15 protein-coding genes are annotated in these 17,107 nt (G+C 39.4%); 3 read left to right on the top strand and 12 right to left on the bottom strand.

Annotation, left to right across the window (positions count from 1 at the left end):
- Window position 1: 1 nt before the first annotated feature.
- From pfkB to ACFW0C_RS07250, 6 genes are all read right to left on the bottom strand, one after another.
- Entirely contained in the window at window positions 2-919 is a 918-nt protein-coding gene (gene pfkB / locus ACFW0C_RS07275; protein ID WP_378106536.1) for a 1-phosphofructokinase, read from the bottom strand.
- Window positions 916-1,686: a DeoR/GlpR family DNA-binding transcription regulator gene (locus tag ACFW0C_RS07270; protein WP_313552372.1), complete on the bottom strand. Its 771-nt coding sequence runs from the start codon at window positions 1,684-1,686 to the stop codon at window positions 916-918. The genes pfkB and ACFW0C_RS07270 overlap by 4 nt, the downstream gene beginning before the upstream one ends.
- 173 nt (window positions 1,687-1,859) lie before the next feature.
- On the bottom strand, window positions 1,860-2,330 hold the full coding sequence (locus tag ACFW0C_RS07265) for an NUDIX domain-containing protein (RefSeq protein ID WP_290491443.1): 471 nt from the start codon (window positions 2,328-2,330) through the stop codon (window positions 1,860-1,862).
- Window positions 2,331-2,355: 25 nt separating this feature from the next.
- On the bottom strand, window positions 2,356-3,252 hold the full coding sequence (locus ACFW0C_RS07260) for an NAD(P)H-hydrate dehydratase (protein ID WP_378106533.1): 897 nt from the start codon (window positions 3,250-3,252) through the stop codon (window positions 2,356-2,358).
- Between the two features lie 116 nt (window positions 3,253-3,368).
- Window positions 3,369-4,712, bottom strand: a complete 1,344-nt coding sequence (gene gdhA, locus ACFW0C_RS07255; RefSeq protein WP_378106531.1) for an NADP-specific glutamate dehydrogenase — start codon at window positions 4,710-4,712, stop codon at window positions 3,369-3,371.
- Window positions 4,713-4,875: 163 nt separating this feature from the next.
- The gene (locus ACFW0C_RS07250) at window positions 4,876-6,477 is read right to left on the bottom strand and encodes a peptide ABC transporter substrate-binding protein (protein ID WP_378106529.1); all 1,602 of its coding nucleotides are present in this window, start codon (window positions 6,475-6,477) and stop codon (window positions 4,876-4,878) included.
- Between the two features lie 332 nt (window positions 6,478-6,809).
- On the opposite strand from ACFW0C_RS07250, the gene nrdH reads away from it, so the two are divergent.
- Entirely contained in the window at window positions 6,810-7,031 is a 222-nt protein-coding gene (gene nrdH / locus ACFW0C_RS07245; protein WP_378106528.1) for a glutaredoxin-like protein NrdH, read from the top strand.
- A gap of 106 nt (window positions 7,032-7,137) precedes the next feature.
- On the opposite strand, the gene ACFW0C_RS07240 is transcribed toward nrdH, so the two are convergent.
- Genes ACFW0C_RS07240 through ACFW0C_RS07230 form a run of 3 tightly spaced genes read right to left on the bottom strand, consistent with a single transcriptional unit; the run spans window position 7,138 to window position 9,908 of the window.
- A complete protein-coding gene (locus ACFW0C_RS07240; protein ID WP_378106527.1) occupies window positions 7,138-7,938 on the bottom strand; it encodes an ABC transporter ATP-binding protein in 801 nt (266 codons plus the stop codon).
- A complete protein-coding gene (locus ACFW0C_RS07235) occupies window positions 7,938-8,828 on the bottom strand; it encodes an ABC transporter permease (RefSeq protein WP_378106526.1) in 891 nt (296 codons plus the stop codon). The genes ACFW0C_RS07240 and ACFW0C_RS07235 overlap by 1 nt, the downstream gene beginning before the upstream one ends.
- 12 nt (window positions 8,829-8,840) lie before the next feature.
- Complete coding sequence (locus ACFW0C_RS07230; RefSeq protein ID WP_378106524.1) at window positions 8,841-9,908, bottom strand: ABC transporter substrate binding protein; 1,068 nt, start codon at window positions 9,906-9,908, stop codon at window positions 8,841-8,843.
- 430 nt (window positions 9,909-10,338) lie between these two features.
- Between ACFW0C_RS07230 and ACFW0C_RS07225 the strand changes: the two genes are divergently transcribed.
- Complete coding sequence (locus ACFW0C_RS07225) at window positions 10,339-12,003, top strand: NFACT RNA binding domain-containing protein (RefSeq protein ID WP_378106522.1); 1,665 nt, start codon at window positions 10,339-10,341, stop codon at window positions 12,001-12,003.
- 121 nt (window positions 12,004-12,124) lie between these two features.
- Here the strand turns inward: ACFW0C_RS07225 and ACFW0C_RS07220 are convergent, their stop codons facing one another.
- The gene (locus tag ACFW0C_RS07220; RefSeq protein ID WP_378106520.1) at window positions 12,125-13,048 is read right to left on the bottom strand and encodes a diacylglycerol/lipid kinase family protein; all 924 of its coding nucleotides are present in this window, start codon (window positions 13,046-13,048) and stop codon (window positions 12,125-12,127) included.
- A 199-nt stretch (window positions 13,049-13,247) separates the two neighbouring features.
- Here ACFW0C_RS07220 and lexA point away from each other — a divergent pair, with 199 nt between their 5' ends.
- Window positions 13,248-13,859, top strand: a complete 612-nt coding sequence (gene lexA / locus ACFW0C_RS07215; RefSeq protein WP_378106518.1) for a transcriptional repressor LexA — start codon at window positions 13,248-13,250, stop codon at window positions 13,857-13,859.
- Window positions 13,860-14,235: 376 nt separating this feature from the next.
- Here the strand turns inward: lexA and ACFW0C_RS07210 are convergent, their stop codons facing one another.
- Both ACFW0C_RS07210 and recJ read right to left on the bottom strand, forming a co-directional pair.
- Window positions 14,236-14,748: an adenine phosphoribosyltransferase gene (locus tag ACFW0C_RS07210; protein ID WP_378106517.1), complete on the bottom strand. Its 513-nt coding sequence runs from the start codon at window positions 14,746-14,748 to the stop codon at window positions 14,236-14,238.
- Entirely contained in the window at window positions 14,748-17,099 is a 2,352-nt protein-coding gene (recJ, locus tag ACFW0C_RS07205; RefSeq protein WP_378106515.1) for a single-stranded-DNA-specific exonuclease RecJ, read from the bottom strand. The genes ACFW0C_RS07210 and recJ overlap by 1 nt, the downstream gene beginning before the upstream one ends.
- Window positions 17,100-17,107: the final 8 nt, after the last annotated feature.

Here is a 17,107-nt window from a genome sequence, read left to right as displayed (position 1 = left end):
TTTATTTATGTAAAAATGATAGACCGACTGCCCCGTTTAAGGCATCTATGTCTTGCTTCTCTGCCAGGTCTTCCTTAAATGCTGTGGCACTCCCACTTTGTACCGCTAGTACAAAGGCTTGAGAAGCTGGTAAACCTTGCTGTAATCCAGCAACAAATCCGGCAATCATTGAGTCACCAGATCCAACTGTATTGATAACTGTACCTTGAGGTGCATCAGCCTTAACAATACGGTCTTTGTCAATAAATAAGGCACCGTCACCACCTAGTGATACAACGACATTTTCTGCACCTAATTCTTGTAACTTCTTACCATATAAAACAACGTCATCTAGTGAATTAATTTCAACACCAAATAAGTCACCTAACTCATCCTGGTTTGGTTTGACTAAAAGTGGTGCCATTGGTAAGGCTTCGATTAATTCTTGGCTTGCTGTATCGAAGATGAATGGAATACCTCGTTCTTTCAATAAGCTAATCAAGCTTAAGTAAAAATCTTCCGGTAATCCTTGTGCTTTACTACCCGATAGGACTATCAAGTCTTCTGAAGTCATCATTTGAATTTGTTGGCGTAATTGGTTAATCGCCTCTTCATCGATGACAGGGCCTGCTCCGTTAATTTCTGTTTCACTTGTTCCTTTAGTCTTCACATTGATACGTGATGGACTAGAAATTTCGATAAATTGAGTGGATGACCCCTCTTTTTCCAACCATTCGCGGATAAATTCTCCTGAGAAACCACCTACAAAACCTAAGGCAATATTGGGTATTTCAAATTGGTTTAGGATTCGGGATACATTAATCCCTTTCCCACCTGGTAACATCTGTTCACGCGTTGATCTATTCGTCTTCCCTGCTTGGATCTCATCAATGTACATTAAGTAATCGATTGATGGATTTAACGTTAGTGTATAAATCAATTGTTGACCTCCTTTATTTTATATACTTGAGTAAAATCTTCTTTTGCATGTCGATCTTTAAAAATATTTGTAACAACTTGGAATTCACAATCTAAGGTAACCGTGATTGGATAAGTCTTCTCAAACTTACTTTGGTCAACCACGACATGAACGTCTATACTTTGACTGGCTGCCTGCTCTTTCAAAAAGGCTTCCGCTTCGTCAGTTGTCGTCAGTCCATCATTTAAATCGATACCATTCATCCCTAAAAATACATGGTGAAAATGGTATTTCTTTAATTGTTTATGAGCGCTTTGGCCAACAATTGCTTGGGTATTAGCCCGTAAGGTGCCCCCTAACAATTGGATATTCAAACCTTTACCAGCTGCGACAATCGCTTGATCAACACCATTCGTAACGATATTTAATTGCATGTCTGGTGTGATAAAATCAAGCATTAGTAAGGATGTTGTTCCGGCATCTAGATAAATAGTTTCGCCTTTTTCTATCAGACTCACTGCATATTGAGCAATGATTCGCTTCTCATTCGCATTATTGAGTACCTTATCACTAAATCGGGGTTCTTCTCCAATTACATGATTAGCCCCCTTTTTCAATTTGGCACCACCATGAACGCGAATTAAGAGTCCTTCATCTTCCATACTATCTAAATCACGACGCAAGGTTGATTCGCTGGCACTAGTCATAGTGACTAAGGTCTGCAAATCGACCATATGATGCTGGTTTAGGTAATCTAAAATGATGGTTTTTCGTTCTTCTAATAACACTTTTTTGAAATCCTTTCACATAAATATTTTGTAAAGGGAATGCAAACGCTTACTCAATACCACAACCATTATACACGCAAAAACATCCAGAATCAATCATTTTCTTTCAAATAAAAAAGAGAACAACAAAATTCATATCCTCTTCCATATAAAATACTTATCATTATGGCCTCTTATGCAAATCCTTCTTCTGAATAAAATGGTGGTTGCCCCAAATGTTGAATGGCTTCATAGCGATTTTTGACGATTGCCTCCGCCATAGCTTGTAAATCAGTCAGGTTCACCCATTTTAAATCATCATGTTTATCGGTTTCCATTATTTGGGGTGTACCCATAAATCGGTCTGTCGTCAGATATATATTATAGTAAGTCGTTTCATCATCTAAACGCAGGTGGGTTAAACCTACAAATGTTAGATCATCTACCTGAATTTGAATGCCCAATTCTTCATAAGCTTCTCGAACCATGGCTTGGCGTACTGTTTCCTGCGCTTCAACGTGCCCAGATATACAGTCCCACTTATTCGCTAACATTTCCGTTTGCCCTCTGTGTTGGAGTAGGACTTGCTTTTGCCCATCCAATTTCCGGGTTAAAATTAATATGCCCGCTGAAGGGTTGGTATATCGCAATTTCTTACTTGTCATTTCATCCCACTTTCTATTTCTATATCTAAAGTTCTTTTTTTGAGATTTCTTTCATTGTATAAGGAATTCGTTTGCTAATTTGACTCGGTAGGACAATATAGTGGTCTTCATACAGCTGGTCTCCAATGTAGGAATGCAAGAAAACGCCTAGCTTAACTGCATCCACCGTTTTGTTTAATTGACCTGCTAAACCAGCAACCATCCCCGCTAGCGTGTCCCCCATACCGCCAGTCGCCATGCCAGGATTCCCCCCAGTATTTCGGTAACTGACCCGCTCATTTGGCACATAAATTTCCGTTGATGACCCTTTCAGTACTAGGGTAGCACCCTCTAGGTCTACCCAATTTTGAATGCTCGCTTGGTCATCGGCCGGGATTTTTCCTGCAGTCAGTCTACGCCATTCTCCTTGATGCGGTGTCAAAATGATTTCATGTTGATTGTCCGGGGTAAGTAATTCCTGGATTGTCTTCTCTTCATCTTCTGCCAAATCTACCGCCAGTAAATTTAAAGCATCTGCGTCCAAGATAATCTTCAACGAGCGTTTAGCAGATGCAATTATGTTTTTGATTAGCTGCCATAAGTCCGGGTTAGCCATTCCGAATCCAGGTCCAACCAATAGTACATCTACTTTACCAATCATTTGCTTGATAGCTGACACATCCGCCCAATCGATGATCATAGCTTCCGGCAAAACAGTATGAATAGCAGGCAAGTTAGCTGAATCAGTTGCAATCGTGGTTAAACCTGCGCCTGAATTGACTGTAGCCATAGTCGCCATTTGAGCTGCACCACCCATGGCACGGTTCCCTGCAATAATCAGGACATGACCAAACAGGTTTTTATAGGCGTGCTCGTCACGAATTGGTATGAGACTTTTAATAGCCGTTAAATTCAAATCAACCTTTGATAATGTCACAACCATCACCCCTTTTCTTTCATTCTAGCACTAGTAAAAGCATATGCCTAACCCTTTATACGCAAAAAGGTTGGCCATATTAGCCAACCTCTTGCTTACAAATCATGTGTTATATATTTGAATTATACTAAACCTTGAGAAATCATTGCATCTGCAACTTTTTTGAAACCAGCAATGTTTGCACCGGCAATTAAGTTATCCTCTTTACCGTATGTGCTTGCGGCTTCTTTAGACTCGCTGAAGATATTTTTCATGATGTCTTGTAACATGCCGTCAACTTCTTCAAAAGTCCAGCTTTGACGTTGACTATTTTGTGCCATTTCTAGAGCAGAAACAGCTACACCACCGGCATTGGCAGCTTTCGCTGGTCCAACATAAACATCATTTGCTAATAATGTTTCTGTTGCTGGTGCATCTAAAGGCATGTTAGCGCCTTCGGAAATGAATTTCACGCCATTTTTAACTAATTGATCAGCTTGTGGTTTTTTCACTTCATTTTGTGTAGCTGCAGGGATTGCTAAGTCAGCTACAATTTCGTGGTCCCAGACAGAACCTTCAAAATAGCTTGCTGAGGGTTTAGCTTCTGCATATGCAGTTAAACGTTCACGGCGAACTTCTTTTACATCACGTAAAAGGGCTACGTCAATACCAGTTTCATCAATGATGTAACCTGTTGAATCTGATACTGAAATCGCTGTACCGCCAAGTTCTTGAAGTTTTTCAGCAGCGTAGATAGCTACGTTACCCGCACCAGATATAATCGCACGTTTACCTTCAATTGTGTCGTTTTTAGCTTTCAACATCTCATCTAAGAAGTATACTGCACCGTATCCAGTTGCTTCAGTACGTGCTAATGAACCACCATATAATAATGGTTTACCAGTTAAGACACCATTTTCGAAGCCACGTAATTTTTTGTATTGGCCGAATAAGAAACCAATCTCACGTCCACCAACACCGATATCACCAGCTGGTACATCTTTATCTGGACCGATATGTTTTTGTAATTCCGTCATAAAGCTTTGGCAGAATCGCATAATTTCGTTGTCTGACTTACCTTTCGGATCAAAGTCAGCCCCACCTTTACCACCACCGATAGGTTGACCAGTAAGTGAGTTTTTAAAGATTTGTTCAAAACCTAAGAATTTAAGGATACTTTGGTTTACTGTAGGATGGAAACGAAGCCCACCTTTATAAGGTCCTAGCGCTGAGTTAAATTGTACTCGGTAACCAGTATTTACTTGAGCATTTCCTTGATCATCAGTCCAAGGAACACGGAAAGAAATAATTCTTTCTGGAATCGCTAGAACTTGTAGAATGTTTTTTTCTACATATTCAGGATGCTCTTCAATTACTGGCGCAACAGAATCTAAGAATTCGTCTAAAACTTGGATGAATTCCGGTTCAGCTTCGTATTGCTTGTGCCATTTTTCTTGAGTGACCTTAATATATTCTTGTGCATTCATGTAAATTCCTACTTTCTGTTCTAAATTATTACAATATAATGAGAACAGTATTTATTATATACAAAATCATTAAAGATGAAAAGTTTTTTGTGACAAAATGATAAACATTTTTACAAGGAATATTGAAAGCATAGTCTTTTACGTTAGATAATCTGTCATTACCCTACTCCGCTGTTTGAATATCGGCCCATCTATAGTTGATATAAGATTGACCTGGTCGGTTAATATCTGACACATGTGGATTTTCTAGAATAGCCTGGTAAACTGGAATCTGAACAGCATAATCATCTAAGCCAGCTTTTTCAAGCGTAATCAGCGTTTCCCATCTGCCACTTGGATCAAGGGCCTGCGCGCGACTTTGAGCCACCAATTCATCCAATTCATCATATTGATAATTTCCGCGGGTAATAGTGGAATCAAAACGTTCTAAATAGTTGATTGGGTCCCCGAAATCAGCTTGCCAGAAAGTAACACCTAAGTCATAGTCTCCATCAGATAAGGCTGCAAATCGAGCAGATGATGGCATAGTCCTTATGATAACTTCAATACCCGGCAGATTTTCTGTTAATTGCGATTGAATATACTCCGCAAAAATTTGGCTTTCTTCATCATCAGCCGCAACCATCTCCAATGATAAGGAGTCAAAGTCAGCCTCTGCCAAACCATTTTCCCATTTTTCTTTGGCATCTTCCAAATCGTAATCTGTTTCAATCGTTGCGTCATCTCTGAAATCAGCATCTGTGTCCGGATTCCAGGCAACTTCTCGTGATACAAAGCCGTTACTTGCGATTGACCCGTTTTGTAAAATATTATCTACAAAGGCTTCCCGGTCAATGGCTTGATAGATGGCACGGCGAATATTCAAGTTGTCTAGGCCCGGTGTTTCGTGGTTAACTTCGATATAATTTGTCCGCGGGATTGGATAAGTTTGGTAGTCTTCATTATTTTGGTTTTGGACCGCAAAATTACCAGTTAATTCGATGACATCTAATTGGGCAGAGTCGTATAAATTTAGTGCGGTAGCTGTTTCAGGTAGGTATTGGAAATTAACCGCATCTAAATTGACATTGTCAACATCCCAGTAGTGAACATTTTTTGCAAAAGTCCAGGTGTTTCCAGTCGCTGCATCCCATTCAGTTAAAACAAATGGACCGTTATAGACGGCAGAATCACTGGTGGCCCCGTATTGGTCACCTGCTGCTTCAACGACTTCCTGATTTTGCGGGTAATAAGCAGGCACGGTCAAGAGGTCGGTAAAGTAAGCTGCTGGATTTTCTAAGGTGATTTCCAATGTCTTATCGTCCACTGCCTGAACGCCTAATTCACTAACAGCCAATTCGCCAGCCATGATTTCTGTGGCATTGTCGATTGTGCCATCAAACATATAAGCATACGGCGCACCTAAGTCAGGATCCACCATTCGTCGCCATGCATAGACGTAATCGTTGGCTGTCACGGGATCGCCGTTTGACCAGGTCGCTGTTTCCTTCAATTTAATGGTGTAAACAGTCCCATCCTCAGAAATTGTCGGCATGTCGTCTGCATCTGCCGCAATTAATTGGTTGTCCAAATCATAAGTGTACAAACCGTTATAAAAGTTCATATTAGCAGTGATTGTTGCAATATTTGATGCCGCAAAGGCCGTATCAGCTGATTGAATTTCATCTGTGGATTGGATATTCAAGACCTTTTCTGTAGCTTTCTCTTTAGTGCCACAAGCCGCAAGCATTACCGCTGCAACTAGTCCCAACGCTTTTTTCTTCATACATGTTACCTCCCAAATTTCTTGATAGCATTTGATTCATTATACAATTGTCCCCTCTGATTTCAAATTACAAGTGACAAGCACTCTTATTTTTGGTAAAATTTAATCTTGGTTGTTTCGATATTTTATTGAATGAAGTACTAAATTTGCACTTATAAATCCTCATGAATTTTTCAAAAATTTGAAAATTCCCATACATCAACCTTTTAGCTCAGGTTCTGTTGATGTAAAAAATAATTTAAGCTAAACAACTTGACTCAGGACTATAAACCCTATATATTGTGTTCATAAGATAAATCACAACTACATGTGGCATATATAGGGGGATAATCATGGTAACTGTATACACAAAACCAAATTGCATGCAATGCAATTTCACAAAAAAATATTTAACTGAAAAAGAAATCGAATTTCAAACAATCGATGTTACAGAATCAGAAGAAGCATTAGCTGAAGTTAAAGGCATGGGCTTCCAAGCTGTACCTGTAATCGTTGCAGAAAACGAAGAAGCTTTCTACGGTTTCCAACCAGACCGTTTAGCAAAATTAGCATAATGAAATCAAACGACTGAAGATAAAACTTCAGTCGTTTTTATATAAAAAGCGTCACGCCCTCTTCCTCATCAACATGATTTGGGATTTGGACTGTGACGCTTTTTTGTTAAATAGAACTTTCTTGTTCTTGATAGTCTGATTCAGCCAAGTCAGCCATGATTTGGTATAAATCACCTGCTGTTAAATGGTCTTTTTCTTCTTTACTAAAATTTTTAATGATTTTACCGTGGTGTAAAAGGATCATCCGGTTACCATATAATAAGGCATCCTGTAGATTATGAGTAATCATTAAGGCAGTTAGGTTATGATCTTTTACTTGGTCAGATGAAATTTCCAAAATGCGTTTAGATGTCTTTGCGTCTAAGGCTGCTGTATGTTCATCTAATAGTAAAATTTCTGGTTTAGTGATAGTTGCCATCAATAAAGCAATCGCTTGTCTTTGCCCTCCGGATAATAAGCCTATTTCAGCATCCAATCGATTTTCTAATCCTAAATGCAATTGGCTTAAAGCCTCTTGGAATTGTTTCCGATTGTCATCTTTAATAGCTAACCCTAAACCTCTTTTTTGTCCTCGTTTTAAAGCTAATGATAAGTTTTCTTCAACGGTCATACGTGGTGCTGTTCCCATTGACGGATTTTGGAATACGCGGGAAACAAATTTAGCCCGGTCCTCTTCAGCAAGACGACTAATGTCATTATCGTTTAATGTGATGGCACCTGAGTCTAACAGGAAGGTACCTGCAATGGCGTTCAATAGGGTTGATTTCCCTGCCCCGTTACCCCCAACAATGGTAATGAAATCGCCTTTTTCCACTGTTAATGATAAGTTATCTAAAGCTGCAAAGGCATCCGGTGTTCGTTTGTTAAATACTTTTCTCGCTTGGTTAATTTCTAATAAGGTCGTCATTATTTAGCCACCTTTCTGTATTCACGGTAGTCAGCCACTTTATTTTGAATGGTTGGAATAGCCAGACATAAAGCAACGATAATTGCTGAGAATAGACGGAAGTCATTCGCTTCAAAGTTCATCATTAAGACAATCGTTAATAGTAAACGGTAAATAATTGAGCCCACTACGATAGTGATAAAACGAACGCCTAATTTCACATTGCGGAATAGAACTTCCCCGATAATAATAGAAGCTAAACCAATTACTACAGTACCAACACCCATTTGAATATCAGCATAGCCATTATCAGTAGAAACAATATAACCTGACACAGCGATCAATCCATTGGCTAGCATGTAACCAAGCATAGTCATCTCTGACGTTTCAATCCCTAGTGATTTAGCCATTTGCATATTATCACCTGTTGCAATCAAAGCTTGCCCCATTTCGGTTTTAAAGAAATAAGTTAACAGGAAAATAATCGTTGCTACAATAATTAAACCAATCACAATGGTATCTACATTACGTGGTAAGGATAAACCAGCGATCGCAGTTTTTAAAGTCGTCACCGTTGATAAAGACATGTTAGCCTTACCCATGATTTTCAAGTTGATTGAGTAAATCCCTGTCATGGTAATAATCCCTGCTAATAACGGATTAATTTTCAAGCGGGTTACTAAAAAACCTGTAACAGCTCCTGCAGCCATACCTGCTAAAAATGAAATCAACAATGACGTGAAAGGATCTATATTAAAGTAAAGCATCTGGGCGCCAATGGCACCACCTAGTACAAACGACCCTTCAGTTGTCATATCCGGTGCATTTAAAATTCTAAAAGTGATATAAATGCCGAGACCCATTACAGCCCAGATTGTCCCTTGAGAAAAAGCACTAATTATCATGTCCATATGGTCTCCTCCTTATTCTCCAACCAATTCAGCGTATTCGTCACTGTTAACATCAATGGCCGCATCAATCAATTCTTGTGGTAGTTGAATGCCCAATTCTTCAGCTTTAGCTGTATTGATGTAGGTATCTGTTTTGTCATTATAGATAATTGGATAAGTTGCCGTATCTGCGCCCTCAATGACATCGGCCACTACTGTCGCTGTATCTAAACCGAATTGATATTGGTTGATACCAACTGTCGCTAACCCACCATCAGCAACCATAGCGTCTACCACTGGAATAACTGGTATTCCGTTTGCATCTGTTACTTGAATTAAGGTATCCATAGCACTAGCAATTGTATTGTCGTTCGGTACCCAGATAACATCCACTTGGCCAGCTAATTGTTCAGCGACTGACGCTAGATCATTTGTTGAAGTAATGGTAGATTCTACTACGTTCAACCCTCTTGACTCAGCTTCACCCTTGGCTTCACCAACCGTTTTCGTTACATTCGATTCTGAAGAGTTATAAATGATGCCCACATTTTCCATATCTGGTAAAATGTCTTGCATTAAATCAAATTGTTCTGCCACTGGTGCCATATCTGTAACCCCTGTTACGTTAGCCCCTGGTTGTTCATCAGAAGCGATAAAACCGTTGTTAGCGGGGTCTGATACCGCAGATAAGATCACCGGGCGATCGCCGTTAGCGGCATTGGCTAATGCTTGCGCAGCTGGCGTTGCGATACCAACTAAAATATCAGCATTTTCAGCAAGAAAGGCATTCGCAATCATGGCTAAGTCAGATTGGTTTCCTTGGCCATTTTGATAGTCAATTGTGATATTTTCACCATCTACATAGCCACGTTCAGCCATACCATCATAGAAACCATCTCTAATTTGGTCTAATGAAGGATGTTGGATAAATTGTAATAAACCAATAGTGATGTCTTCTTCTGTTTCCACTAATTGAGATTCATCTACCTCTTGACTTGCGGCCTCTAGTCCCTCTCGTTTTGCAATAAGGTTTGGCATTACAAGATATAATGCAAAAAGGGCAATCACTAATACCGCACCCATACTTGAAATTTTCTTCATGTCTTTCCTCCTAATTTTGACAATAAAAAACGCCCTACTCTAAACTGTAGGACGCTAGGTCCCACATAGTTGATTGGTAAATCATTACTATCATGTCTATGTGGGGGTTATTTTGAAAGGCTCAAATTTTTCTCCACATAAATACAGTCCAGAAAACTGAAGTTGTATCTATGCGCACTCGTGCAGATACAACTAATTCATGTGGCTTTGCCAGTATTTCATTGTTTGCACAGTAGTTAACATTTGAGTGACTCCCTTCGTCTTTGATATCTCGTTAAACAAATATTAACAAATCATGAGAAAAATGACAAGCATTATATCTGGGAATTAGCGATTTTTGCCTAGAAAAAATCTTGTCAGCAAAAAATCGCATTTTTTGCCAAAATCGTCCATAACCCTTATAATGAAATGCTAGGAAGGTGGTGCCTACATGTCATTTGACGGTATGTTTACCCATGCACTGATTAAAGAATTAAACACAACATTTGCGGGCGGACGCATTCATAAAATCCAACAGCCATACGAGATGGAATTGGTTTTAACAATTCGCGCTAATCGCAAAAACCACAAATTATTGATCTCAGCCCATCCAAGTTTTGGGCGTATCCAAGTTACAGAACAAGCTTATAATAACCCAGAAACCCCACCAAACTTTACTATGGTATTGCGTAAGTACGTTGAAGGGAACATTATTGATAGCATTGAACAGTACGACAATGACCGGATTATCCTCTTCAATTTAACTAGACGAGATGAATTAGGCGACGCTAGTCAGCAACAATTGATTGTTGAAATTATGGGTCGTCATTCAAATATCTTCTTATTAGATAAGGATAAACAGATTATCGATGCCATCAAACATGTGCCTATGTATCAAAATACTTTTAGAACGATCTTACCTGGGGCGACGTACCAACTGCCCCCAAACCAAAATCAGGTTAATCCCTTTAAGGTTGGCGAAAACTTTGAAAGCGACAAGTCGTTAATGACGGCCAAGTTCCTACAGAGTCAACTCATGGGGCTAGGTCGTGATTCAGCAATTGAATTAGCAAGTTTAATTGAAAAAGATAGTCGTAAACCTTATCAAGTGATTCAAGACTTCTGTGCGGGCTTTGAAAATCCGAATCCAACCTTAGTGGTCCAAGATGATAAGCAACACTTCTTGGTCTTCCCTTACACGACAATTTCAGGGGAAGAAAGTCATTATGACAATTTGAGTGCCTTATTAACAGCTTATTATGCAGAGAAAAGTAAGCAAGATTATGTCCGTCAAGTGGGTAATGCCATTATTCAAGTCGTTGAGAAGAATTTGAGTCATCAACATAAACGGTTGGCCAATTTAAACCAAGACTTGGAGAAATCGGCTAAGGCCGATACTTTCCAGTTAAAAGGTGAATTATTGACAACTTTCCTTTATCAAATTGAAAAAGGCCAAACTGAGGTAACACTAGCCAACTACTACGACAATGATCAACCCATTACCATTAGTTTAGACCCTGCCTTGACACCGTCACAGAATGCGCAGAAATACTACCATAAGTATAATAAACTACGGAATGCTATTAATCATATCGAAAAACAAAAAGTCGTTGCTGAAGCTGAAATCCAGTATTTGGAATCTATTCAAACCCAATTGAACTTCGCTGAACCAAACGAATTAGCGGATATTCGGGATGAATTAATTGACCAAGGCTATCTTAAAAAGCAAAAGCAAGATAAGAAAAAACGGTCAAATAATGCCTCAGCTAAACCGCGTGAATATGAAACTGCGGAAGGTAACCGGATTTTAGTAGGTCGAAACAACAAACAAAACGACCAATTAACTATGCGTCAGGCCAACAAAAACCACTTTTGGTTCCATGCCAAGGATATTCCTGGTTCACACGTTATTTTAGAAACTAGTGACCCTAGTGAAGCTGAAATCACCCAAGCAGCTGAATTAGCCGCAGTCTTCTCAAAATTTAGCCAATCCAATAATGTGCCCGTTGATTACACGCAAGTAAAACATGTGAAAAAACCAAATGGAAGTAAACCTGGATTCGTGAATTACTTTGAACAAAAAACCATCTTTGTCACACCAACAAAAATCGTTTAAGCGTCAATATTAAAAACGCATCAATTGAATATGCAAAAAGACCGATTGGCAGATTGCTCCCCTCTAGCGCGCTAGCAAGGGTAGGCATCAAACCAGTCGGTCTTTTTACTACATCTATTTTCTAAATAATCCGTTTATAAGCGTGTTTCTTCACTTGACAGGTAAATGTTGGTAATTGATAAATTTCCCCATCACAGTTGAGAATCATTGGGCTGCCATCCTTACTTGTATAAACCACTTCATCACATAGTACACTACGTAGTTCTTCCAAATCTTCATGATTTCCAGCAAAAAACTTGTATAGGACAGCCCATATTTTATGCATTGGCATAGTTTGTACATAAACCAATTCTAGAAGGCCGTCATTTACTTGACCATCAGGGTTAATCTTAAAACCACCACCATACATGGTGCCATTACATAATGCGGCCAGGATATATGGCCCATCCATAAGCTTCAACTCTGCCCCATCTTTTCTAGCTGTTAGGTCAATATCGAATGCCGTACCTTCTTGTAAAGCTTTTGGTATCGAAGCCATATAGGCGTATTTTTGCAAGAATTTACTGTTTTCTTTAAAATTATTGGCTTGAAAAACAACATTCGCATCAGCGCCAACACTCAAAATATTCATGGTATACAAGTCTAATTCAGGAATATAAATGGCATCCGTTTCGCTCGTTTTACCCTTAAAAATATGGTCAATCTGGTCTTTAACAGAACGCTTGCCATATAAGCCCGCATATAAGTCATTTCCAGTACCTAATGGCAAGATAGCAAAAGTAAGATCGGTATCTATCATCAAATTCCCGATTGAATGGACTGTTCCATCGCCACCACAGGCAACAACTACCCCATTCCGATATTTTTCTGAAAAACGGTCAATCAAAAATTGGCTAGACGTCTTTGATGTCGAATACACTAAAAAGATATCTTCTTGATTCAATCCTGCTTTTGAAGCCCGTTCTAATACCAATGCATTCATATCGGCCTTCTTCTTTTTACCAGCAGCTTGGTTAAAAATAAATAAGAAACCTTTATTTCCCATGTCTGACACCTCTTTTATCTTATCACGCGTATATTTATGACCTTTATTATACCAAACACTGGGTTATTAGACGAATATTGGTCAGAATTTTTACATTCATCGAATGTACGTTTGTGTTGACCGAACGTATGTGCTATACTGATTATAAATAAAACGTGAATAGTTAGAACTCATAACCCACAAAAAAGGAGTACAGCTAATGAAAGAACGTCATCTACAAATTCTAAAATGCATCTATTCAAACATTCAAAGTCAAGGGTTCCCCCCAACAGTAAGGGAAATCTGTGAAGCCGTGAACCTATCTTCAACTTCTACAGTCCATGGCCACCTCTCTCAATTAGAAAAGCAAGGTTACCTACTTCGGAACGCTACTAAACCGCGTGCTATGGAAATCACAGATAAAGGCTTAGAATTACTAGGTGTATCTAGTCAAGGTATTCCAATGATTGGTACGGTAACAGCCGGCCAACCAATTACTGCTGTTGAAGAAATTGAAGATTATTTTCCAATTCCACCTACTTTGAAGAACCAATCAGAATCCCTATTTATGTTAAAAATCCGAGGTGATTCAATGATTGAAGCAGGTATCTTAGACGGAGACTTCGTGATCGTTCGTCAAGAAGTATCTGCCAACAATGGTGATATTGTAATTGCCATGACAGACGAAGGCGAAGCCACTTGTAAACGATTCTTTAAGGAAGATGGCTATATCCGACTGCAACCAGAAAATCATAGTTTAGAGCCTATTATATTACCAGACGTGCAAATTTTAGGTCGCGTAATTAGTTTATTCAGAGAACATACATATTAATCCCTTACACCATGATAAGCATCTTTTGAATGAGATGACTATCATGGTTTTTTTGCCTGCTAATAAAGCCGGTCGATGGCCAAATACGAATCGCCTATTTATATTCTTGAAATATCCGCTAGATCTATATCAGCAGATATTCCAATTTGGAGGCTCAAAACAGATGAAACAATATATAGTCGTTGAATTTGATGTTCTGTCATTGAAGACTTGGTCACGTTAGCCGAGGCTGCCGTCTTATACGCCGTATCTGAATTGAATATTCCAGGCTAAGTTCTATCCCTACACCAGTTTTTTACTAATCAAAAAAACAAGATCAAGTCGCGCCCTGAAAGGGTCTGACCTGGTCTTGTTTCTCTTCTATAACTTTTTAATATTAGTAATGCATTAATGAGAAAACGTCAGTACCAGCGATTTTTTCTCTCGCTTTGAATTCATCTAATTCTACTAAGAAGGCTGCACCAACAACTTCGCCACCTAATTTTTCAATTAATGACACACAAGCTTCGATGGTACCACCAGTTGCCAATAAATCATCTGCAATTAAAACTTTATCGCCTGGTTTAATCGCATCTTTATGGATTTGTAAGGTTGATTGACCGTACTCCAAACCGTAATCGATTGACTCGATTTCACGAGGCAACTTACCTTTTTTACGTGCAGGAACGAAGCCAATATTTAATGCATAAGCAACTGGACAACCAACAATAAATCCGCGGGCTTCTGGTCCAACAACCACATCTACATCTTTCTCACGTGCAAATGCCACTATTTCATCGATTGCTTCGTGGAAGGCTGGGCCATTCCCCATCAAAGGCGTGATATCTCTAAATAAAATATCTTTCTCTGGGAAATCCTGTACGTCTGCAATATATTGTTTAAAATCCATTATTTTCCTCCTGAATAGAAAAAATCTTTAATCGTTGTTACATCATTATACCGTAAAAGTCGTTCATTATTGATTTGGGTTTCCCAATCGGCCATGGTTTGAGTAGCCAATAAGTCTACCTTTTCATTTACGGGTAAGGTCACTAAATCCGTATTATGCCATCTAACCAATTCCGCTTCTTCTAAGACTTTCACCATTAAATCAAGTTTGACTTTGGAAATTTTGAAGAAGTCTGCAAGGGCCTGTTCCTTACCCGCTAGCGGGACAGTCCCGTGGCCTTGTAAGTATTTATATAATTGACCGAATTCTTGTCGGGTTGGTTTTCCAACCATATAGGCATTAACTGCAGAATAAGCATAGATATAAATATTATCAATTGCCGCCTGGTTTATCAAGTCTTTAATAGCCGTTAAATCCTTTGGAATATCAAAAATAACTAAGCCTTCCTTACTAGCAAGTGCCGAACCTTTTTCAAGAACCTGATCAATTTCACTGGTCATAATAGCCTCACTTGTGAAAGGAATTTCGTCTTTATAAGCCCTGAAAAATGGCGCATTTTCAAAGACGTAAGTGGCATTTTCAATAGACATAATTTGATTACGCTCACGCATATTTCGCAAGTCAAAAATGCTTTTACTCGCCTGACGAATATCCTTGATTTGCGCTTGGGGTGACTGGTTCCCGTTCCATGCGTTGACGGATAAGGTAACCACCACATCAATTGGGTCATTTGCGACCAGTTGTTTGGCTAATGCGCCAGATTTAAAAGCAATCATGCTTGTCTTTATGCCTGCGTCTGCATCTGCCACTGTCAATTTCAAAGTATTCTTGTCTTTCCCTATCAACTGGATTTGTGACAATTGGACGTCTTTCATTAAAAATAAGGGCTGTCTATTATCCGTTCCAAAGGGTTTAATCGGATCAAGCGCCTTGATATTCTCAAGAGTAATATCTGTAATCCCGATTATCCCGTCAATTTTCAAAGGAGTTTGCTGAGTAAATACGGATTCAAATTCAGCCACTCGATCAAGTAAAGCCGTCTTCCAATCTTCAAACTGGTCAATAGCTACGGTCATTCCAGCAGCCATTTCATGACCACCAAATTTGTCAGCGTAAACTTTCCCGGCTTGTAATACGTGGAAAAGGTCAATTCCCTCGATTGAACGGCCCGACCCTTTAAAATTCCCCTTTTCAGTATTCTTACTTAGTAGAATAGTTGGTCGGTGGTATTTTTCAACCAAACGACTGGCTACAATTCCAAGGACTCCTTCATGCCAACCTTCTTTGCCCAAGATAATCATTTGCGGTAATTGACTTTCACCGTCAACTAAGGCTTCCGCTTCAGTCACCATCTTGTCAACGATGGCTTTACGAGCATTATTTTCTGAGTCTAGTAATTCGACCAATTCGCCAACTTCTTGGTCATCAAAAGAGGTTAAGAACCGTACACCAGGGTTCGGATCGCCCAAACGACCTAAGGCATTTAACCTTGGTCCCAAGATAAAGCCAATCGTTTGTTCATCGATTTGGTCTGGTTGGATGCTTTCTTTTTCAAAAAACATCTGTAAGCCTAACCGCTCGGTATGCTTCATTTGGTCTAATCCAGACGCCACAATGACCCGGTTTTCGTCAGTTAAGGACACCAAGTCAGCAACGGTACCAATAGCAGCAATATCTAGTAAATCACTTGGCGTTTCACCAAGTAAGGCTGTGGCCAATTTCAAGGCGACACCAGCACCTGCCAAATCACCAAAAGGATATTGGCCTTCTGGGTGACGTGGATGAACGATGGCATAGGCATCAGGCAAGCTGTCCCCAATTTCATGGTGGTCGGTGATAATCACGTCTACACCTTGGTCTTTGGCGTAAGCTACAGCTTCGTGTCCTGCTACCCCATTATCACAAGTCAGGATCAGTTGCGTCCCTTTCTTGATGTAATAAGCATAGACATCTTTGTTTGGGCCATAGCCATCTTCAAACCGGTTAGGTAAATAAAAGGATACATTGGCTCCTAGCATTTCTAGGGTTTCATACAAAATCGTCGTTGAAGTAATCCCATCTGCATCATAATCCCCGTAGATTAAAATCTGTTCATAGTCTTCAACCGCTTGTTGTAGTCTTGAAACGGCCTTTTCCATATCTTTTAATAAGAATGGGTCATGAAATACGGGCTCTTTGGCGATAAAAGCTTGAATCGCTTCAGCTGTTTGGTAGCCTTTGTCATAAATGACTTGTACGACCATCTTCGGTAAGGATAGGTCTTCAGCAACTTGCTGTATAAAAGTTGCAACTGTATCATCTGCATTGATTAAGTATTCAGGTTCTATCCATTCATAAACTGATTGCAACAAAATTTGTC

Source organism: Aerococcus sp. NPDC058936, assembly GCF_042741995.1.
Lineage (GTDB): Bacteria > Bacillota > Bacilli > Lactobacillales > Aerococcaceae > Aerococcus.
Note: the sequence above shows the minus strand (reverse complement) of the source record. Positions and strands in the feature narration are given on the sequence as shown.

What these genes read in the sequence shown, in the direction of transcription:
- ACFW0C_RS07265 (WP_290491443.1), bottom strand. Translation starts at nt 2,330, where the DNA reads ATGACAAGTAAGAAATTGCGATATACCAACCCTTCAGCGGGCATATTA.
- ACFW0C_RS07260 (WP_378106533.1), bottom strand. Translation starts at nt 3,252, where the DNA reads ATGGTTGTGACATTATCAAAGGTTGATTTGAATTTAACGGCTATTAAA.
- gdhA (WP_378106531.1), bottom strand. Translation starts at nt 4,712, where the DNA reads ATGAATGCACAAGAATATATTAAGGTCACTCAAGAAAAATGGCACAAG.
- ACFW0C_RS07250 (WP_378106529.1), bottom strand. Translation starts at nt 6,477, where the DNA reads ATGAAGAAAAAAGCGTTGGGACTAGTTGCAGCGGTAATGCTTGCGGCT.
- nrdH (WP_378106528.1), top strand. Translation starts at nt 6,810, where the DNA reads ATGGTAACTGTATACACAAAACCAAATTGCATGCAATGCAATTTCACA.
- ACFW0C_RS07240 (WP_378106527.1), bottom strand. Translation starts at nt 7,938, where the DNA reads ATGACGACCTTATTAGAAATTAACCAAGCGAGAAAAGTATTTAACAAA.
- ACFW0C_RS07235 (WP_378106526.1), bottom strand. Translation starts at nt 8,828, where the DNA reads ATGGACATGATAATTAGTGCTTTTTCTCAAGGGACAATCTGGGCTGTA.
- ACFW0C_RS07230 (WP_378106524.1), bottom strand. Translation starts at nt 9,908, where the DNA reads ATGAAGAAAATTTCAAGTATGGGTGCGGTATTAGTGATTGCCCTTTTT.
- ACFW0C_RS07225 (WP_378106522.1), top strand. Translation starts at nt 10,339, where the DNA reads ATGTCATTTGACGGTATGTTTACCCATGCACTGATTAAAGAATTAAAC.
- ACFW0C_RS07220 (WP_378106520.1), bottom strand. Translation starts at nt 13,048, where the DNA reads ATGGGAAATAAAGGTTTCTTATTTATTTTTAACCAAGCTGCTGGTAAA.
- lexA (WP_378106518.1), top strand. Translation starts at nt 13,248, where the DNA reads ATGAAAGAACGTCATCTACAAATTCTAAAATGCATCTATTCAAACATT.
- ACFW0C_RS07210 (WP_378106517.1), bottom strand. Translation starts at nt 14,748, where the DNA reads ATGGATTTTAAACAATATATTGCAGACGTACAGGATTTCCCAGAGAAA.